Raw genomic sequence first — 20,200 nt, 5'->3', positions numbered from 1 at the left:
AGAGCGGTCAATAATTTCAACGTTTTTACGAGGTAAAAATGAGTAAAGAAATTAAAACCCAAGTCGTTGTACTTGGTGCCGGGCCGGCAGGCTACTCTGCTGCATTCCGTTGTGCGGATCTTGGCTTAGAAACAGTACTTGTTGAACGTTATTCTACGCTTGGTGGTGTGTGTTTGAATGTAGGTTGTATTCCATCTAAAGCCTTATTACACGTTGCTAAAGTCATTGAAGAAGCAAAACATGCTGGAAAAAATGGTGTTTATTTTAGTGAGCCTAAAATTGATTTAGACCAAGTTCGTGCGGGTAAAGATGCGGTTGTTGCAAAATTAACCGGTGGTTTAGCGGGTATGGCGAAACAACGTAAAGTAACTGTGGTAGAGGGTTTAGCCGCTTTTACCGATCCGAATACTTTAGTTGCCCGTGATCGTGACGGTAACCCGACGACGGTAAAATTTGATAATGCGATTATTGCGGCAGGTTCACGTCCAATTGAGTTACCTTTCATTCCACACGAAGATCCGCGTATTTGGAATTCAACCGATGCACTTAAATTAAAAGAAGTACCGAAAAAATTACTCATCATGGGTGGCGGTATTATCGGTTTAGAGATGGGAACGGTTTATCACGCATTGGGTTCAGAGATTGAAGTAGTTGAAATGTTTGACCAAGTTATTCCTGCTGCGGATAAAGATGTTGTCGCTATTTATACCAAACAAATCGAGAAAAAATTTAAGCTAATGCTTGAAACCAAAGTCACCGCTGTTGAAGCTAAAGATGACGGTATTTATGTCTCAATGGAAGGTAAAGCTTGCAATGATACTAAACGTTATGATGCAGTTCTCGTGGCGATCGGTCGTGTGCCTAACGGCAAATTAATTGATGCGGGTAAAGCCGGTGTTGAAGTTGATGAGCGTGGTTTCATTCGAGTGGATAAACAAATGCGTACTAATGTACCGCATATTTTTGCGATCGGTGATATCGTAGGACAACCAATGTTAGCCCATAAAGGGGTTCACGAAGGTCATGTTGCCGCTGAAGTGATTGCGGGACAAAAACATTACTTTGATCCGAAAGTCATTCCATCAATTGCTTATACTGAACCGGAAGTTGCTTGGGTTGGTAAAACCGAAAAAGAATGTAAACAGGAAGGTTTAAATTACGAAGTCGCGAAATTCCCATGGGCAGCATCGGGTCGTGCGATTGCATCCGAATGTTCGGAAGGGATGACAAAACTTATCTTTGATAAAGATACACATCGCATTCTTGGCGGTGCGATCGTTGGTTCAAACGGTGGTGAATTGTTAGGTGAAATTGGTCTTGCTATTGAAATGGGATGTGATGCGGAAGATATCGCATTAACTATCCATGCTCACCCAACATTACACGAATCGGTTGGATTGGCTGCTGAAGTTTTTGAAGGGTCGATTACCGATCTTCCTAATGCAAAAGCAAAGAAAAAATAGTTAGTTTTTCATGATTAAAAGGCAATCTCTATGGATTGCCTTTATTTTTAGAAGCCATAGCATAAATTAGTGTAAAAATTCAATTTTAACTGTCTATTTTCCTTTATATCTGATAGTATCCCGAAAATCTTATTTTTATATCTTTTAATTATTTTCAATTTTTTTAGTATGTTAAAGCGATTTTTAATGCTTACCGGGATTGTTACCCTCGCCACCGCCTGTTCAAGCGGAAGCAATAATGCCTATCATAATAAAATTTCAGAGAGCGATGATGCACAACTCACCGGATTAATTAGTAAATTAGAAAAGGGTGATCGTAGTATTCGTCACACATTAAGAACAAACCGTCCTCATTCCGGTTTAATTGGTGATAAAGCGCTTGCCGGTGTTTATACAGAGTGGGCGGGAACACGCTATAGAATGGGCGGTACGAGTAAGCGTGGTATTGATTGTTCGGCATTTATGCAGACCACCTTTCTGAATGCTTACGGTATTAAACTCCCTCGTTCTACTGCGGAACTGCGTCATTTAGGGCATAAAATTAATAAACATGAATTACAAAAAGGCGATCTTGTTTTCTTCCGTGGTAATAACCATGTGGGGGTTTATATCGGCAATAATCAATTTATGCATGCCAGTTCGAGCCAAGGTGTTACCATTAGCTCTTTAGATGAAAACTATTGGACAAGAACTTATACCCAATCACGTCGCATTATGTAAAGTAAAGTGCGGTCGTTTTTAACCTATTTTTTAAGGCTAAATGAGATGGTAATTTCATTTAGCCTTTTCTTTTATGACGATTTTTATACCTCTTTCGGTCAGGAAATTTCCATTTTTTCCAGCGTTTTATGATAGAATTTGAACTCAAAAATATTGATATTATCTCACTTTATCATTGAGTCCTTTTATGAATAAACAACTTGAACTGATTAAATCTTCTATAAAATCTATTCCTAACTACCCAAAAGAGGGAGTTATCTTTCGCGATATTACCTCATTGCTAGAAGTTCCGGAGGCCTTTAAAGCGAGTATTGATCTGATCGTTGAACAATACCGCAATAAAAATATTACTAAAGTACTAGGTACGGAATCTCGCGGTTTTATTTTTGGTGCACCGGTTGCGATTGCGTTGGCTTTACCTTTTGAATTAGTGCGTAAACCTAAAAAGTTACCCCGTGAAACAATTTCTCAATCTTATCAATTGGAATATGGACAAGACACCTTAGAAATACATGCTGATGCAATTTCTCCGGATGATAATGTATTAATTATTGATGATTTACTTGCAACAGGCGGAACCGTAGAAGCAACGGTTAAACTTGTCGAGCGTTTAGGCGGAAAGGTTAATCATGCGGCATTTGTGATTAATTTGCCTGAACTGGGCGGTGAGAAACGTTTAAATGATTTAGGCGTGGATTGCTATACTTTAGTTAATTTTGAAGGTCATTAACAATACAAACCAATGAGTTATCAAGTTTTAGCCCGAAAATGGCGTCCCCAAACCTTTGATGAGGTAGTCGGACAAGGGCATATTATTACCGCACTTTCTAATGGATTAAAAGAGCAGCGACTTCATCATGCCTACCTGTTTTCGGGTACGCGCGGCGTGGGAAAGACTTCTATTGCCCGCCTTTTCGCTAAAGGCTTAAATTGCATTAAAAACGGTATTACGGATCATCCGTGTGGCGAATGTGAAAATTGCAAAGCCATTGAGCAAGGCTCATTTATTGATCTTATTGAGATTGATGCGGCTTCACGGACAAAAGTGGAAGATACGCGCGAGTTACTGGATAACGTGCAATACAAACCGGTGGTTGGGCGTTTTAAAGTGTATTTAATTGATGAAGTGCATATGCTATCGCGTCATTCTTTTAATGCCCTGCTTAAAACCTTGGAAGAGCCGCCTGAGTATGTAAAATTTTTGCTTGCTACCACGGATCCGCAAAAACTGCCGGTAACAATTTTATCCCGTTGTATGCAATTTCATCTGAAAGCGCTGGATGAACAGCAAATTTCACAACATCTTGCATATATTCTCACCCAAGAAAATATTCCTTTTGAGCCATTGGCTTTAGATAAATTGGCGAAAGCGGCTCAGGGTGGAATTCGCGATAGTTTAAGCTTAACGGATCAAGCTATTGCAATGGGGGATCGCCATGTTACGGTAAACGTGGTGAATGCAATGTTAGGCTTACTTGATGATACTCAAGCCATTGATATTATTTATGCCCTGCATCAGGGAAACGGTGAACGTTTGATGAGAGTGCTTCAAACTGTTTCTGAAAAAGCCGGTGATTGGGATCAATTATTGGCGGAAGTGGCGGAAAAACTTCACCAAATTGCGTTAATGCAGCTATTGCCACAAAATACGGCGAGTGAAAACGAACACCTCACATTTCTTGCAAAATATATCTCACCGGAAGATGTTCAATTTTTCTATCAAGTGATTGTTTCCGGTAGAAAAGAACTGAGTGCTGCACCGAATTATCGTGTAGGCGTGGAAATGACATTATTGAGGGCATTGGCATTTCACCCAAAGTTTCTTACGGCAACACCTAAGGCGAATTTATCTGCCGAGGCGGCACTTTCTGTTGGAAAAGGTGCGGCTGAGAATTCGGGCAATTATATTGATATGCCGGTGTTGTCGCAAAATATTAAATCCAACTATAAGAAAACGAAATCCGTTCAACCTACTTCCTCGAAGCATAAAGAAACAAATTTTGTCGGACTGGCGGCATTAGAAGCCTTAAAACAACTTGATCAAATTGAAACGAGTGAACGACAAGCCCGTCAAAAAGAAATGGATGAGGCGGTGAATAAGGCAATACATCAGGTACAAACACTTGATGAACAAAAAATACAGCGAAAAATGACCGCACTTCCCGTGCGTGAAATGACACCTCCCAAAAAAGTAGTGCAGTCAGGTTCAAAAAACGTGTCGGAGATACCCAAAAATGTTCAAACTATGATGAACATAGTGGAAGATCATTCTGACTTGGAACAGGAAGAGCGGGAAATTATTGAGGCGGAAAATTATCGGTGGGAGTGGAGTAATCCCGAATTGGCAAAAGAGACGCTAACCATTGCACCTTCCGATATTAAACAAGCCATACTGAAAGATATTACTCCGGAGTTGAATTCCCGTATTATTGAAATGACACAAACCCAAGATGAATGGGCTAATATTGTGGAAAGTTCGGGAGTGAGAGGTTTTTCGAAAGAATTGGCATTAAACTGCTTTTTATTGGATAAAACCGAAGAAAAAATCTATCTGGGGCTTCATTCAACAAAAGCGCATTTACGCCAAGAACGTAGTATTCATTTATTGGCAGAAGCACTGAGCCAATTTTATGAAAAATTGATAACCATTGATATTCAATTGGATGATCGGGATAGTGCAACGCCAATGGTTTATCGTAAAAAAATTTATCAAGATTTACGGGAACAAGCCCGTGATGAACTTCAACAGGATAAAAAACTCCTTCTCCTACAAAAAGAATTTGATGCGAAATTAGATATTGAGAGTATTCGTCCTGTTTAGGTTTCATTTTAAAAGTAGCTGTAAAATAGTAAGAAAACAAACCGCACTTTATGGATTTAGGGAATACAAAAGTGAGGTTTTTTGTGGGGAAATTTATTAAATTGGTTTTTTTGATTAATTTAATAGATTTTAATAGTTGAAACCTTTCTATATAATGCGAAGGAAATTTACTTCAACTTAATAAAGAGGAGCATCTCATGACGTCAAAATGTCCATTTTCTCATTCAACACCTTTAACAATGGGAAACGGCGCACCTGTTGCCGATAACCAAAACAGCTTAACAGCCGGCCCTCGAGGACCATTACTTGCGCAAGATTTATGGCTTAATGAAAAATTAGCGGATTTCGTCCGTGAAGTTATTCCTGAGCGTCGTATGCACGCAAAAGGTTCAGGTGCCTTTGGTACGTTCACCGTAACTCATGACATCACCAAATATACCCGTGCTAAAATCTTCAGCGAAGTGGGTAAAAAAACTGAAATGTTCGCACGTTTCACTACTGTAGCAGGTGAACGCGGTGCGGCAGATGCGGAACGTGATATTCGCGGTTTTGCATTAAAATTCTATACGGAAGAAGGTAACTGGGATATGGTGGGTAACAATACACCGGTATTCTTCTTACGTGATCCGCGTAAATTCCCTGATCTAAACAAAGCGGTAAAACGTGATCCTCGTACTAATATGCGTTCAGCGACCAATAACTGGGATTTCTGGACATTGTTACCTGAAGCGTTACACCAAGTAACTATTGTGATGAGTGATCGTGGTATTCCGGCAAGCTATCGTCATATGCACGGTTACGGCTCGCACACTTATAGCTTCTGGAACGAAGCGGGCGAACGTTTTTGGGTGAAATTCCATTTCCATACTCAACAAGGTATCAAAAACTTTACGAATGAAGAAGCGGCAGAGTTAATCGCAAATGATCGTGAAACCCATCAACGTGATTTATATGAAGCGATTGAACGTGGCGATTTCCCGAAATGGAAAATGTTTATCCAAGTTATGCCTGAAGCAGACGCGGAAAAAGTACCTTACCATCCGTTTGATTTAACCAAAGTATGGCCGAAAAAAGATTATCCGTTAATTGAAGTCGGTGAATTCGAACTTAATCGTAATCCTGAAAACTTCTTTGCCGATGTGGAACAATCCGCATTTGCACCGAGCAACTTAGTACCGGGAATCGGTGCAAGTCCGGATAGAATGTTACAAGCCCGTTTGTTCAACTATGCGGATGCACAACGTTATCGTTTAGGCGTGAACTACCGTCAAATTCCGGTTAACCGCCCTCGTTGCCCTGTTCACAGCAACCAACGTGATGGTCAAGGTCGTGTCGATGGTAATTATGGCGGCTTACCGCACTATGAGCCAAACAGCTTTAATCAATGGCAACAACAACCGGATTTCGCAGAGCCGCCACTTCGCATTAACGGTGACGCAGCATTCTGGGATTATCGCCAAGATGATAACGATTATTTCAGCCAACCGCGTGCATTGTTTAACTTAATGAAAGCAGAACAAAAACAAGCTTTATTTAACAATACGGCTGCTGCTATGGGCGATGCGCCTGATTTTATTAAATATCGTCATATCCGTAACTGCCACTGGTGTGATCCGGCATACGGTGAAGGTGTTGCGAAAGCATTAGGTTTAACGGTAGAAGATGCGTTGAAAGCTCGTGATACCGATCCTGCGTTAGGTCAAGGCGGTTTATTATAATAGCTTTGTAACCTTTTTAAGAAAAACAGTTGATGTCAAAACGGCATCAACTGTTTTTTTATTAACGTGCGGTTAGAAAATAAAATTTTTTCTGACCGCACTTTGGTTTTATTTATTGTGCGGATAACATTGGGTAGGCTTTAATAAAATCCGGCAATCGATAGGCTTTGCTAAAAATTAAGGTGTAATTATTACGATCATTGTTTACCGCAACCGTCTCGGGGATTGGCTCGTCCAAACCGAACCGCCAAGGTTGATTGCCTATACGTGTAATCAAATATTCATTGCTGATCTCAATAGGGCCTTCATAGGATTTCCCATCTATTGTGATCATTTTATATTCAATAGGCAGATTGACCGATCCGTAAACTGTTTTCCAAAAGAAATAAGGCGACGCGGTCGGGTTTAAAATAGAGCGATTTGTTCCTGCTTTTTGTGTTAGTTCAACCACTTTGCCGTCAGATAATGCTAAATGATGTTGCCCCGGTTCTAAGATGAGCTTTTGCGTTTGATGAGCAGCAAGAGTGATTTCTTTTTCATCTAGTTTAAACGTCACGCTATGATCGGTCGGATTATCTGCATAAACGATATTTTTATCGTACCATGCCGTTAAATCCTCCGCTTCAAATGGGAAATATTTTGCGATAATCGAAACCACAAAATTTCGTTTACCGTCATCGGCATTGTCAGCTGTTGCTGATGTTTGCACAAAAGCTACGCCGACCAAAGCGACGATAATACTGAGTAACATAATCAGTTTTTTCATAGAATTCTCCTAAAAATAACCGCACTTTATTGCTGATAAGTGCGGTTGAAATAAAGATTATTTTCTTGTGGTGTAATTTCCTTCACAGACCCATTTATAGGTAGTAAGTGCTTCTAATCCCATTGGACCGCGTGCATGGAGTTTCTGGGTGCTGACGGCGACTTCCGCCCCTAAGCCAAATTGTCCGCCATCCGTAAAGCGGGTACTCGCATTCACATAAACCGCAGCGGCATCCACTTGGCTTACAAATTTCTGCGCCACGGTTTGAGAGGCGGTTAAAATACTTTCGGAATGTTGCGTGCCGTATTCACGAATATGGGCAATTGCTGCCTGAATATCCTTTACTATCACCACATTTAAATCAAGAGAGCCCCATTCTTCACGTAATTGTTGCTCGGTGATTTCATCTACCGTTGCTCCGGTTTGTTTTAATATTTCAAGTGCGGTTGATTTTGCGTGATATTTTACGTTTTTCGCTGTAAGTTGAGCCACAAGTTTAGGTAAAAATTCAGCGGCGATAGAATCTTGCACGAGTAGGGTTTCTAGGGTGTTACAAGTGCTTGGACGTTGGGTTTTCGCATTGTCGATAACGAGAACAGCCTGATTTTGATCCGCACTTTCTTCCACAAAAGTATGACAAACGCCCACGCCGCCGATAATCACCGGAATGGTAGCGTGTTGTTTACAAAGCTCGTGTAAGTTTGCCCCACCACGCGGAATAATCATATCCACATAGCGATCAAGTTTTAATAATTGCATGACGAGATCACGATTAGGATCGGTAATCGCTTGCACGGCAAATTTAGGTAACCCAGCTTGCTCAAGGGCGTTTTGCACCACCTTCACTAAAATATTATTGGAAAATTGGGTTTCTTTTCCCCCTCGTAAAATGACGGCATTGCCCGTTTTTAAACAAAGGCTTGCCACATCAATAGTAACATTTGGACGTGCCTCATAAATAGTACCGATTACCCCAATCGGCGTGCGGATACGTTCGATTTTTAAACCGCTATCCAATGTTCCCCCATCAATAATTTTACCCACAGGATCGGCAAGCGAAATCACATGACGTACGTCATTGGCAATGCCTTGTAAGCGTTCCGGAGTGAGTTGAAGACGATCAATCAACGCTTCAGACAGTCCGTTTTGCTTTGCCAGTTCAATATCCTTTGCATTCTCGGTTAAAATACGATCTGCTTGCTGTTCTAATTGTTCGGCAATAATATTTAAGGCATTGTTTTTTTCTGCGGTACTTAATTGTGCTAACACAAAAGCCGCTTCTTTGGCTTGTTTTCCCATCTGTTCTAACATAGTATGTTCCTTTAAAAATACAACAATAATGGTGCGTAGCTTATCCGAAAAACGAGGAAGATTAAATGCTTAATAAATAGGATTTGGAGAAAAACTGTATGTTTTTAACCGGAAAAAATGTGAGATTCGCCAAAAGTGCGGTCGTTTTTTAAATGATTTTTAAAGGAAAACAAATGAAAAAACAAATTTTGATTTTTGTATTAGGTCTACTGATGCTCAGCCGTTTTGCGTTTGCGCATAACTTACAACTTGAACAACCATTACCGGCAGTAAAAGTCGCGGAATATGGCGAGATCCTACTTGTAGGAAAAGAGACCAAATTCCAAACTTGGGCGTCTTCCTCATTAGCGGGGAAAGTTCGGGTGATTCATCATCTGGCAGGAAGAACGGCGGCGAAAGAAAAAAATCAATCAATGATTGATGCCATCAAAGCAGCGCGTTTTTCTTCATCCGACTATCAAACTACGACAATTATCAATGCTGATGATGCTATTGTCGGCACGGGAATGTTTGTGAAAAGTAGTGCGGAAAAGGGTAAAATAGAAAACCCGCACAGCCAAGTGGTACTGGATGATAAAAGTACGGTAAAAAACGCGTGGCATTTAAATGCCAAAGACAGCGCGATTATTGTGTTGGATAAAAAGGGTAAAGTAAAATTTGTGAAAGAAGGCAAGTTGTCTAACGCAGATATTCAGACAGTGATTGCGTTAATAACAGAATTGATGAAGTAATATTTATGCGGAAGTTTAAAACTTCCGCTTTTTTACTTTCTTGAATTATTCGCAAATGACTTCATTAATTGGCTTAGCTCGTCACAATTTTGTTTAAAATTACGACAATGAGAGCAAATCGCCAAATGAAGACGTAATCCCCCCCTCTCTTGCAGAGTTAGCGAACGTTCATGGGAATCTGAAATGATTCTTGTAGCTTGACGGCAACGCATAAAGGCTCCTTATAATTTTCGAGAAAGACAATGTTGCAGTTGTAAGCGTGCACGATAAAGTATAGTGTGTAAATTAGACTTACTTAATCGGGCTTCTTGGCAAATTTCATCTGATGATAATTCTAAAACTTCACGCATCATAAAAACTCGAGCTTGCTGCGCAGGTAGATAAGTTAAGCAGGCTTCAAAAATTAGCCAAAATTCTTCGGCATAAATCTTTTCTTCATACTCTTTTAAATTACTCGGCGCATAGGTTAAATTCCAATGATCGACTTCATCAAAAAATGCATTTGGTGAATCTTCATCTTCTATTTCACTTTCCAAAACAATGCGTCCTTTTTGACGCAAATAATCAATAATTTTATTCTTTAAAATGGCAAACATCCAGGTTTTAAATGCTGCCTTACGTTTAAAATGATCGATATTTTTAAACGCACTTAAAAAGGATTCTTGCACAAGATCTTCTGCAAGTTCATGGCTGTGTAATTGTAATTCGGCAAACTTCAACATTTGTTGCCGAATAGTATTTAATTCCTGTTCGGAAATGTGCTTAGGCATTGTTATTCCTTTCAAAAAATCAGTAAGAAATGAAAAGTTTCTTCGTTTCGTACCAGTGAATGAGCCCCCACAGAATAATTAAAAAAATAGAGATATTCAACCCATTATCTATCTAATCTTTGGCAGTAATCGGTATTTTCTATTAATATTTAATAAATTTGTTACAGATTGAGCGATAATTAGCCATCCTAATCTCTTTTACGACAAATAAAAATACCTGTGTCGGTTGTATGATCTCGAAAACAGGTATTTGTCACATTATGGGAAAGACGTAATTTTAAAAATTTTAACCGCACTTATCCTATATTATTGTTCGGCAAATTGACGAATTTTCTCTGTATTTAGATGGCCGGGTACGGTTTTTTTGATATTTAAATCACCGTCTAAAAATACATTAAAAGGATAACCGCGTGCACGGGCTCGGTCAATGATTTCCCCTTTTTCATCAAGTAACACCGTAATATTTTTGTATTCTAACCCTTTGTACCATTCAATGAAATCTGCCGTTGCTTTCTCTCCTTTATGAGAGGGGGAAACAAGAGTAATGATTTCAAAATTTTGATGTTGTTCGGCACTTAAATCGTCAATTTCCGCCAAGCCGGCTAAGCAGATAGGGCACCATGACGCCCACATTTTCACATACACCGGTTTTCCTTTGTATTGGTCAAGCGTAACAGGTTGATTGTTTAAATCCTTGAGTGGTACGTCTGCCAAGTTGGTTTTTGCGAAAGCCTGAAAGCTAAATATCATTAATAAGATTGAGAGTAATTTTTTCATTTATTTTTTCCTTTTTGTTCAGCCATACAAGCAGTATGGTTTTATTTAATTCAAGCCATATTCCACTGTGTGGCTTGGTTCATAAAGTCGCATAGCGAGACCGCTAGGCTAAGTTATTGGTGATTAATAAAAATCCCATCACAATAATTAAAATTCCACCGCCAATTTTGAATTTGTCTAAGTGCTTATTTAAGCTTTTAGTCCGTTTAAGCAAACTATCGGAGAAGAGTGAAAACAGCATAAAAGGAGTTGCCAAGCCAAGCACATAAACAAACATCATAGAGGCACCGTAAATTGCCGAACCTTCATCACCGGAAAGCGCAAGAACCGAGGCGAGGATTGGGCCAATGCAGGGCGTCCAGCCAAGACTAAAGGTTAAGCCCAGTACGAATGCCTCAAGTGCGGTCGATTTTCCCGATGTTTTGATCGCCACTAATTTAGTACGTTCAAGTAAGTCGATTTTGGCGATCCCAAGTTGGTGGATACCAAGAATAATCACGATGACACCGGCAATCACACGAGTGGTATGACTGAATAAAATGTTCCCCAAAAAGCCAAAGCTAAAGCCAAGGCTCACAAAGGTAAGCGAAAGTCCTAAGATAAATAAAAAGGTATTAAGGACTTTTTTCCCTCCCTTACTGAGAATACCAAAATAAATAGGGATGATCGGAAAAATACAAGGGGAAAGAAAAGAAGCAATCCCAGCTAAAAATACTGTACCGATAAGAAGTTGTTGGTCTAACATAGTTTAATTTCCTGATATTTTAAAGGTGAGTGAACAGCGTTCACATATCCTATTAACATTATTTTTTAATCGTTTTCACTAAATACCCGTATCCGGCTTTTTCCATTTCAGCCAAGGGAATAAATTTGATCGAGGCACTGTTAATGCAATAACGCAAACCGCCTTTATCTTTTGGGCCGTCATCAAAAACGTGTCCCAAATGCGCATTACCACTGCGACTCAATACTTCGGTGCGTTGCATATTAAAGCTGTTGTCGGTTTGATAATGCACCACCTCTTTGGCTATTGGGTGGGTGAAACTCGGCCAACCACAGTCTGATTCAAATTTGTCATTGGATGAAAACATCGGTTCACCGGTGGTGATATCAACATAAATACCCGGTTGGAAATTATCCCAATATTCATTGCTGAAAGAACGCTCAGTATTCTTATTTTGTGTCACCGAATATTGCAATGGTGTTAATTTTGCTTTGAGTGTTTCATCGCTTGGTTTTGGGTAATCTTTTTCATTAATCATCGGTTCGTCTGCCTGTGTAATGTCGATATGACAATAGCCATTCGGATTTTTTTTCAAATAATCTTGGTGATATTCTTCCGCTTCCGTATAGTTTTTCAGCGGTTCTACTTCAATTTGAATTTTATTTTTATACTTCGTTTGAAGTGTGGAAATTGCTTGGTCGATCACTGTTTTATCTGTGGCATCTTGATAGTAAACCCCGGTGCGATATTGACGACCTCTGTCATTGCCTTGTTTGTTCACACTGGTTGGATCGATCACTTTGAAATAGTATTGCAACAATTTATCGAGTGAAATTTGGTTTGCATCGTAAGTGACTTTTACCGCTTCGGCGTGATCGGTAACAGCTAAAAGCGCATAGCTGGTTTTATCGGTATTGCCATTGGCATAACCCGAAACCGCCTCTTTCACGCCATAAATGCGTTCCATATATGCCTCTACACCCCAAAAACAACCACCGGCTAAATAAATTTCACGTATATTTTGTTGAGGTTTAATCATGGCTTTTTGCTCCATATTTTGCGTTGATATGGTTTTTTCGACAGCCAAAATAGATTGGCTTGTGGCACAAAGTGCGGTTAAAAATAGAAAGATTTTTGACAATTTCACTGTCGATTCTCCTTTTTAATATCCAAGTAATATTGTTTTAGACTGGAAAAGCGTTCGTTTCTTACAAATTTTTTCAATCGATAGCTTGAAGAGCGGAGCGGAGTGGAGTAAAAAATAGCTTATTTTTTATTCGCAAACTCTTAGGTGAGGCAGGGAATTTTAGATAACTCCCTGTTTTTTATTTCTCGGTTAATACAAATAGCCTAGCCATAATATTTGGCTGGCTACTTCGATTATTTTGTTTTCTTCGGTAACTTATCTTGTTCTTCCGGTGATAATTCTTGATAGTTAAATACCGGTAGTCCCCATGCAAAACGAATCGCTAAAACCCGTAGTGTAAAGCTCGTGATTAGGGTGATTAATACTGCAACGGTGTGTTCTATTTGGAGTGTACTGAGTGAGTAGTAGGTAAGAGTAGCGAAAAGGGAAACACTGGCATAAAGTTCTTTTTGGAATACCAGGGGAATACGGTTACAGAGTAAATCCCGTAATACACCGCCAAATGCACCAGTGATGCAACCTGCGATACAGACAATCGTGACGCCATGCCCCATATCTATGGCAATTTGGGCACCGATGATAGAAAATACGACTAATCCCATGGCATCCAATACTAAGAAAATGGTGCGGAAGTAACGCATAAAGTGGTTAATAAACGGGGCAACATAAACCGTAATGACTGCCGCACTTGCCACAATTAAAAAATACTCAGGATGTTTGACCCAGCCTAAAGGATAGTGACCTAATAGCACATCGCGTACGGAACCACCTCCGATAGCGGTTACAGAGGCAATAATAATCACCCCGAAAATATCCATTTTTTCTCTGCCGGCTGCCAATGCCCCGGTCATACCCTCGGCGGTAATGCCGATAATATATAAAATACTGAGTAACATTTGAGTTCCTAAAGTGCGGTCAAAATTGTGTCCATTCTACTTTAAAACATCGTGAATTTTTAGCATAATGGCGCATTATTTTTCTATATTTTTCAATTATGTCAGAACAATCCTCCAAATTTTCCGTGCAGCTATTCTCGATACTGACTCTTTGTCTGCTGTTGGTTGTTGAGTTTTTTATCTTTGCGTTAAAATCTCAAACACAGGCAATTCCTCATTTAGGATTAGCGGTGTTGGTGGCACAATTATTTTCTTTATTGGTGTTTTATAAAGGTGAAATTTGTCCCGGACAGCGAGGGCGGTTGGTTAAAGTGAATGTAGCTTTTGCATTCTATTGGATCGTATGGATGGTGGTGAGTCTTTTACCCGATTATCGCCATACCTTTATCAATATAATGAGCCTGTGCGGTTTATCTGTGGTGTATTTCATTTGGAAACAATCAAAAGTTGAGAAAGCCCGCCATAGTTTTTTATTGATGGCAATCTTAATGGCTGGTTTAGGCGGATTGGGCTATTTTATGTTATTTAGCCGGCTACCTTTGGCAGCCTTTGCCGAATATAATCCTATCGCTCAGATTTTATCCGGGGTGATATTGGTGAATTTAGCGTTAGTGATAGCGAAAAACCGTTTGCAAAATTTTATTGCCTTGTTACCTCTATTAATGATTGTTTTACTGGCTTTAAATGCTTTGGCAATATTTATTTTCTTGATCTTTATCGGTTTGCAAAATGGGTTCAATTCGGAGAGTATTTTTGCCTACGCCATTTATTTTATTTGTCATTTTGTGATTGCAGCGATTTTAGTTATTCATAGTTTCCAAAAATGGGCATTAAGCCTGAACACATTATTTATTTTGCTGTTTATCGGCATTTGTTTGCCATTATGGATGGTGTTTGTATAGAAAAAAGTGCGGTTAAATTTGACTGCACCTTTGTTTTTTATTCTATCGCCTTCTTTTTCAAGTAAGCATAAAGCTCATCTTTAATTCGTAGTTTTTCTTTCTTTAAGATTTCAATTTCCGTATGGGTTGCAAGCTGAATGTTTTCTTCTTTATTTTTAATATCTTGATCTAATTCATTATGCTTGTTAAATAGACGCTCAAAGTAAGCATCATTATTTTTAAGTTTAGTGATTAAGTCTCTGAATTCGGGAAACATATTAAGCTCCTATAGTGATAAAAACTATCTTTACTTTACTCTTTTTATAAAAAATTAATAGTGGGGAATGATAAAAGTGTGAACTGGATCAAAAATAAAATCACGGTGTTTAAAAGTGAAAAATGACGCTTTAAAATTTTTTAATTTTTATAAAATCCTTGCTATCTCTTGGCTTTTAACTGGTTTATTTTATCAATCCACGCTAGAATACGAGCACTCTCATTTCAAACAAATACTAAGGAAGTTCAATGATTGATCCGAATCTAATCCGCAATAATTTAGCGGAAGTTGCAGAAAAATTAAAAATTAAACGTAACTTCATTCTTGATACCGAAAAACTTGTGGCGTTGGAAGAACAGCGTAAAACGCTTCAAGTTAAAACCGAAACTTTACAGGCGGAACGTAATACCCGATCGAAAGCTATCGGGGCGGCAAAAGCCCGTGGTGAGGATATCGCCCCGTTACTTGCCGAAGTCGATAATATGGGCAACCAATTAAATGAAGCGAAAACTCAATTAGATGAAGTTTTAGCGGAAATCAATCAAATTGCATTAACTATTCCAAATTTACCGGCAGATGAAGTGCCGCTTGGTAAAGACGATTCGGAAAACCTCGAAATTTTACGTTGGGGAACGCCAAGAATTTTTGATTTTGAAATTAAGGATCATGTTACTTTAGGCGAGCAAATTGACGGTTTGGATTTTGCCGCCGGAGCAAAATTGGCGGGGGCGCGTTTTGCTGTGATGAAAGGGCAAATTGCTAAAATGCATCGTGCTTTAGCCCAATTTATGTTGGATCTTCACTCTGAACAACATGGTTATTTAGAAACCTATGTGCCTTATTTGGTGAATCATGCAACTCTTTACGGTACAGGGCAATTACCAAAATTTGGTGAGGATTTATTTCACACCAATGCCTTAGAAGGTGAGCAGCCTTACGCATTAATTCCAACGGCGGAAGTACCGGTAACGAATTTAGTCCGTGATGTGATTCTTGATGACGCAGAATTGCCGATCAAAATGACCGCACATACGCCATGTTTCCGTTCAGAGGCAGGATCTTACGGACGTGATACAAGAGGATTAATTCGTATGCACCAGTTTGATAAAGTGGAAATGGTGCAAATTGTTGATCCGGATAAATCAATGGAAGCCCTTGAAGAATTAACCGGTCATGCGGAAAAAGTATTGCAATTGCTCAATCTTCCTTATCGTAAAGTATTACTTTGTACCGGTGATATGGGCTTTGGTTCTTGTAAAACCTATGATTTGGAAGTGTGGGTGCCGGCACAGGATACTTATCGTGAGATTTCTTCTTGTTCTAATATGTGGGATTTCCAAGCCCGTCGTATGCAAGCCCGCTGCAAAGCAAAAGGCGATAAGAAAACCCGTTTAGTGCATACGTTAAATGGCTCGGGGTTAGCAGTAGGGCGTACGTTAGTTGCCGTACTTGAAAACTATCAAAATGCCGACGGCTCAGTTACCGTACCGGAAGTTTTGCGTCCGTATATGGGGGGATTAGAGGTTATCGGCAAATAATACCGATATTCAGCTAGTAAAAAGTGCGGTCAATTTTAACCGCACTTTTTGTTTTCTATATACTACAACCGTTTTTTATAATACTGCTACTGCTGCATCATAATTCGGTTCACTTTTAATTTCAGACACCAATTCGCTGTGTAATACATTGTTGTTTTCATCTAACACGATCACAGAGCGGGCGGTTAAACCGGCAATCGGGCCTGTTGCAATATCTATACCTAAGTTCTCATGAACATCTTTATGACGGAAAGTAGAAAGTGTTTGCACATTTTCAATGCCCTCAGCACCACAAAAACGGGCTTGAGCAAAAGGGAGATCCGCTGAAATACATAATACGACGGTATTTTCCAAATTTGCCGCACGTTGGTTGAATACGCGTACCGATGTCGCACAAATGCCGGTATCAATACTTGGGAAAATATTTAATACTTTGCGTTTTCCTGCAAAACTTTCTAAGGTGACATCCGCCAGATCTTTATTGGTTAAGATAAGATTATCGACTTTTTCACCTTTTTGTGGAAAATTGCCTTTAATTTCAATGGGATTTCCCATCATTGTTACTGCTGTCATAAAAAGCTCCTAGTTAGCTTGAGTTAAATTGAGCACGTTAATTAGTGCGGTAAAAAATTTGTCGTTTTCATGAGGTAATCCAATACTAATGCGTAAATGATTCGGCATTCCGTAGCCTGCAATTGGGCGGACAATCACGCCTTCTCGCAATAACGCCTCATAAATTGGCAGAGCAGGCTTTTTGAAGTCAACTGTAATGAAATTGCCTTTTGAGGGAATATAATCCAAGCCGTATTGTTGGCAGAAATATTCATAACGAGCCATTTCAGCACGGTTATTTGCTGCCACTTTTTCAATGAAGGCATCATCGTTCATCACTGCGATCGCTGAGGCAAGCGCTAAACTATTGCAATTAAACGGCTGACGAACACGGTTTAATAAATCGGCAATTTCAGGATTGGACACTGCATAGCCAATCCGTAAACCGGCTAATCCATAGGCTTTCGAGAGTGAACGGGAAACAATGAGATTTGGATATTTTTTCAATAAACCGAAAGAATTGACCCGTTCTTCGGGCAGGGTAAATTCCGTATAGGCTTCGTCTAATATGACCAGTACGTTTTCCGGTACTTTTGCCAAGAACGCATCGATTTCTTGCTCTGTTAGAAAATTCCCCGTCGGATTGTTCGGATTCGCAATAAAAATTAATTTGGTTTTGTCGGAAAGTGCGGTTAAAAATCCCGTTAAATTATGTCCCCAATCCTTTGCCGGAATTTCTTTTGCGGTAGCATTAATCGCCTTTGTAACAAGAGGATAAACGATAAAAGCATATTGTGAATAAATGATTTCGTCCTCTTCACAGGCAAAAGTATGGGCGAAGAGTTCAAGCAAATCGTTTGAACCGTTGCCTAGAGTAATTTGATTCGGCTGAACACCAAATTTTTTTGCAATGGTTTGTTTTAGCTCAAAGCCATTTGCATCGGGATAACGGGTAAGTTGATCTAGCTGTTTGATAATTTCTTGTTTCGCACTTTCGGGAAAACCGAATGGGTTTTCATTAGAGGCAAGTTTAACGATATTAGAAATACCGAGTTCACGTTCAAGCTCTTCAATCGGTTTACCCGCTTGATAAGGTGAGAGGGATTTTACGCCTTGATTGGCGATGTTGATGTATTGCATAATTTTATATTGAATTTATATTGAAACATAAGGGCGTATTAGCACGCCCGTATTTGATGTAAAACAGATTATTGTGCTTAAGATAAATTTTCGGCTTCAAATTTTTGCATAAATTTGATGAGTGCTTCCACGCCTTCTAACGGCATTGCATTATAAATAGAGGCACGCATACCGCCTAATACTTTATGTCCTTTTAGGGCTTGTAAGCCGGCAGCTGTTGCTTCTGCTACGAATTTTGCATCCAATTCCGGGTTACCGGTAACGAAGGTAACATTCATTGTGGAGCGATTTTCTTTTGCCACAACATTTCGATAGAGCTTGCTGGAGTCTATATAATCATAAAGGGTTTTAGCCTTTAGTTCATTTCGCTTGGCAAGCACTTTCAAGCCACCGAGTGCTTTAATATGTTTAAATACTAAAGAGCATAAATACCATGCAAAAGTTGGTGGGGTATTGATCATAGAATCTGCGCCGGATTGTATGGCATAGTTCCAAATAGAAGGCGTTTCTTTGCGTGCATTGCCAATTAAATCTTCACGTACAATCACCAATGTGATCCCAGCTGGGCCGAGATTTTTTTGTGCGCCGGCATAAATTATGCCGAATTTGCTAATATCAATTTCACGAGAAAGAATATTAGAAGACATATCCGCGACAAGTACGGCATTTCCAACCTTTGGTACGTCAAAAATTTCTACGCCGCTAATAGTTTCATTAGGGCAATAATGGACGTAATCATATTGATCGGCGATATCAGAAAAATCAAGGTGGGTAATATGGGTTTTATCAACATTCTCAACAATGCTAATTTCATCAATTTCCGCAAAATTACGGGCTTCTTTTGCCGCAGTAGCAGACCAATGCCCACTGTTTAAGTAAAGTGCTTTGCCTTTTTTACCAATCAAATTCATTGGTAGTGCGGCAAATTGACCCCGTGCACCGCCTTGTAAAAAGAGTACTCGGTAGTTATCAGGAATGTTATACACTTCACGCAAATCTTTTTCCGCTTCAGTGATGAGTTCCATAAAATATTTACCACGGTGACTAACTTCCATCACGGAAACATTTTGTTCCAACCAGTTAGTCAGTTCTGATTGTGCTTGGTGTAATACTTCAGGAAAAATCATTGCCGGACCGGCACTAAAATTGAAGACTTGTGACATCGTATTGCCTCATTTTTAGAAAATAATGCTCCACGTTTTATCACTATAAAATTGGATAATCAACGTTTTTTAGAAAAATCTTTGCTTTTTTTGTATCGGTCGGAAAATTTAAATTTAAGGTTTTGACGAATAGGGAAAAAAAAGCTAAATTACAGCCAATAATTTTGTTGGGAGAGCAACTATGGAAACCGTAAATAAACAATCTTTTCAAGACGTGTTGGAATATGTGCGTATGTATCGTTTAAAAAACAAGCTGAAACGTGATATTGAAGACATCAGCCGTAAAATTCGTGACAATCAAAAACGGGTGTTACTACTTGATAACTTAAATCAATATATTCGTGATGATATGGATATTGCAGATGTACGTGCCATTATTGAAAATATGCGTGATGATTATGAAACACGTATTGATGATTACACTATTCGTAGTGCAGAACTTTCTACGCAACGCCGTGAAATCAGTGGAAAAATGAAAGACCAAAAGAAATCTCACGCCGAATTATTAAAAAAATCAAATAAAATTACGGCATAAAAACGACCGCACTTTTAGCCCAAGTGCGGTTTTTTTTTGTTACGTCGTTGTTATACAAAACGTTAAATCAATTAAAAAATTTTAAAATTCCTATCCGAATTTTATTTAGTGGAGATTTTCATACAGTCGTTATTAAGTTCGAGTTTACTGCTTGGTGAGTTCTATATGAAATAAAACGTTTTTATCATGAGCAAGTCGGGTTAAGGTTAATTAAAGTCGTAAAATGCACTTTAATATGTCGGACATACTGGTAAATTTGCCTGTAATTTA

Annotated in this window: 21 protein-coding genes; 9 read left to right on the top strand and 12 right to left on the bottom strand. The window is 39.2% G+C overall.

The genetic code is table 11. The annotated features are described in order from the left end of the window. Window positions 1–38 precede the first annotated feature (38 nt). The 5 genes from lpdA to PNEUHYL_RS01040 all read left to right on the top strand — a co-directional run bounded on the left by lpdA (window position 39) and on the right by PNEUHYL_RS01040 (window position 6,722). Window positions 39–1,463, top strand: a complete 1,425-nt coding sequence (gene lpdA, locus PNEUHYL_RS01060) for a dihydrolipoyl dehydrogenase (protein ID WP_059365419.1) — start codon at window positions 39–41, stop codon at window positions 1,461–1,463. A gap of 168 nt (window positions 1,464–1,631) precedes the next feature. Beyond that, window positions 1,632–2,183, top strand: coding sequence for an NlpC/P60 family protein (locus tag PNEUHYL_RS01055; protein WP_059365418.1), 552 nt, complete (start codon window positions 1,632–1,634; stop codon window positions 2,181–2,183). Window positions 2,184–2,370: 187 nt separating this feature from the next. Continuing rightward, window positions 2,371–2,913, top strand: a complete 543-nt coding sequence (gene apt, locus PNEUHYL_RS01050; RefSeq protein ID WP_059365417.1) for an adenine phosphoribosyltransferase — start codon at window positions 2,371–2,373, stop codon at window positions 2,911–2,913. A gap of 12 nt (window positions 2,914–2,925) precedes the next feature. Beyond that, entirely contained in the window at window positions 2,926–5,004 is a 2,079-nt protein-coding gene (dnaX, locus tag PNEUHYL_RS01045; RefSeq protein WP_059365416.1) for a DNA polymerase III subunit gamma/tau, read from the top strand. A 197-nt stretch (window positions 5,005–5,201) separates the two neighbouring features. Next, the gene (locus PNEUHYL_RS01040) at window positions 5,202–6,722 is read left to right on the top strand and encodes a catalase (RefSeq protein ID WP_059365415.1); all 1,521 of its coding nucleotides are present in this window, start codon (window positions 5,202–5,204) and stop codon (window positions 6,720–6,722) included. Between the two features lie 112 nt (window positions 6,723–6,834). Here the strand turns inward: PNEUHYL_RS01040 and PNEUHYL_RS01035 are convergent, their stop codons facing one another. Beyond that, window positions 6,835–7,488: a hypothetical protein gene (locus PNEUHYL_RS01035; RefSeq protein ID WP_059365414.1), complete on the bottom strand. Its 654-nt coding sequence runs from the start codon at window positions 7,486–7,488 to the stop codon at window positions 6,835–6,837. 57 nt (window positions 7,489–7,545) lie between these two features. Then, window positions 7,546–8,799 carry a glutamate-5-semialdehyde dehydrogenase gene (proA, locus tag PNEUHYL_RS01030; protein WP_059365413.1) on the bottom strand — a complete coding sequence of 418 codons (1,254 nt, stop codon included), beginning with the start codon at window positions 8,797–8,799 and terminating at the stop codon, window positions 7,546–7,548. 173 nt (window positions 8,800–8,972) lie between these two features. On the opposite strand from proA, the gene PNEUHYL_RS01025 reads away from it, so the two are divergent. After that, on the top strand, window positions 8,973–9,530 hold the full coding sequence (locus PNEUHYL_RS01025) for a YtfJ family protein (RefSeq protein WP_059365412.1): 558 nt from the start codon (window positions 8,973–8,975) through the stop codon (window positions 9,528–9,530). A 32-nt stretch (window positions 9,531–9,562) separates the two neighbouring features. Here PNEUHYL_RS01025 and PNEUHYL_RS01020 read toward each other — a convergent pair whose 3' ends face one another. The 6 genes from PNEUHYL_RS01020 to PNEUHYL_RS00995 all read right to left on the bottom strand — a co-directional run bounded on the left by PNEUHYL_RS01020 (window position 9,563) and on the right by PNEUHYL_RS00995 (window position 13,844). Further along, window positions 9,563–9,742: a zf-HC2 domain-containing protein gene (locus PNEUHYL_RS01020; RefSeq protein ID WP_077582341.1), complete on the bottom strand. Its 180-nt coding sequence runs from the start codon at window positions 9,740–9,742 to the stop codon at window positions 9,563–9,565. 9 nt (window positions 9,743–9,751) lie between these two features. After that, complete coding sequence (locus tag PNEUHYL_RS01015) at window positions 9,752–10,300, bottom strand: sigma-70 family RNA polymerase sigma factor (protein WP_059365411.1); 549 nt, start codon at window positions 10,298–10,300, stop codon at window positions 9,752–9,754. Window positions 10,301–10,606: 306 nt separating this feature from the next. After that, window positions 10,607–11,077, bottom strand: a complete 471-nt coding sequence (locus PNEUHYL_RS01010; protein ID WP_059365410.1) for a redoxin family protein — start codon at window positions 11,075–11,077, stop codon at window positions 10,607–10,609. A 103-nt stretch (window positions 11,078–11,180) separates the two neighbouring features. Beyond that, window positions 11,181–11,822 (bottom strand): cytochrome c biogenesis protein CcdA, encoded by a 642-nt coding sequence (locus tag PNEUHYL_RS01005; RefSeq protein WP_059365409.1) that lies wholly within the window; start codon window positions 11,820–11,822, stop codon window positions 11,181–11,183. A gap of 58 nt (window positions 11,823–11,880) precedes the next feature. Continuing rightward, window positions 11,881–12,888, bottom strand: a complete 1,008-nt coding sequence (msrB, locus tag PNEUHYL_RS01000) for a peptide-methionine (R)-S-oxide reductase MsrB (RefSeq protein ID WP_418066646.1) — start codon at window positions 12,886–12,888, stop codon at window positions 11,881–11,883. Between the two features lie 293 nt (window positions 12,889–13,181). After that, window positions 13,182–13,844, bottom strand: coding sequence for a trimeric intracellular cation channel family protein (locus PNEUHYL_RS00995; RefSeq protein WP_059365407.1), 663 nt, complete (start codon window positions 13,842–13,844; stop codon window positions 13,182–13,184). A gap of 98 nt (window positions 13,845–13,942) precedes the next feature. Here PNEUHYL_RS00995 and PNEUHYL_RS00990 point away from each other — a divergent pair, with 98 nt between their 5' ends. After that, complete coding sequence (locus PNEUHYL_RS00990; RefSeq protein ID WP_059365406.1) at window positions 13,943–14,746, top strand: hypothetical protein; 804 nt, start codon at window positions 13,943–13,945, stop codon at window positions 14,744–14,746. A gap of 37 nt (window positions 14,747–14,783) precedes the next feature. Here the strand turns inward: PNEUHYL_RS00990 and PNEUHYL_RS00985 are convergent, their stop codons facing one another. Beyond that, entirely contained in the window at window positions 14,784–15,002 is a 219-nt protein-coding gene (locus PNEUHYL_RS00985) for an HP1242/YdcH family protein (RefSeq protein ID WP_059365405.1), read from the bottom strand. Window positions 15,003–15,250: 248 nt separating this feature from the next. On the opposite strand from PNEUHYL_RS00985, the gene serS reads away from it, so the two are divergent. Further along, the gene (serS, locus tag PNEUHYL_RS00980; RefSeq protein ID WP_059365404.1) at window positions 15,251–16,540 is read left to right on the top strand and encodes a serine--tRNA ligase; all 1,290 of its coding nucleotides are present in this window, start codon (window positions 15,251–15,253) and stop codon (window positions 16,538–16,540) included. A 75-nt stretch (window positions 16,541–16,615) separates the two neighbouring features. Here serS and tpx read toward each other — a convergent pair whose 3' ends face one another. The 3 genes from tpx to serC form a co-directional block, all read right to left on the bottom strand. Then, window positions 16,616–17,113, bottom strand: coding sequence for a thiol peroxidase (tpx, locus tag PNEUHYL_RS00975; protein WP_059365403.1), 498 nt, complete (start codon window positions 17,111–17,113; stop codon window positions 16,616–16,618). A 9-nt stretch (window positions 17,114–17,122) separates the two neighbouring features. Beyond that, window positions 17,123–18,232 (bottom strand): histidinol-phosphate transaminase, encoded by a 1,110-nt coding sequence (gene hisC, locus PNEUHYL_RS00970; protein ID WP_059365402.1) that lies wholly within the window; start codon window positions 18,230–18,232, stop codon window positions 17,123–17,125. Window positions 18,233–18,309: 77 nt separating this feature from the next. Further along, window positions 18,310–19,395 (bottom strand): 3-phosphoserine/phosphohydroxythreonine transaminase, encoded by a 1,086-nt coding sequence (serC, locus tag PNEUHYL_RS00965; protein WP_059365401.1) that lies wholly within the window; start codon window positions 19,393–19,395, stop codon window positions 18,310–18,312. Between the two features lie 181 nt (window positions 19,396–19,576). On the opposite strand from serC, the gene PNEUHYL_RS00960 reads away from it, so the two are divergent. Then, complete coding sequence (locus PNEUHYL_RS00960) at window positions 19,577–19,930, top strand: DUF496 family protein (protein WP_059365400.1); 354 nt, start codon at window positions 19,577–19,579, stop codon at window positions 19,928–19,930. Window positions 19,931–20,200: the final 270 nt, after the last annotated feature.

The organism is Rodentibacter caecimuris, assembly GCF_001019715.1.
Classification (GTDB): domain Bacteria; phylum Pseudomonadota; class Gammaproteobacteria; order Enterobacterales; family Pasteurellaceae; genus Rodentibacter; species Rodentibacter caecimuris.
This window is presented reverse-complemented; position numbering and strand designations above follow the sequence as displayed.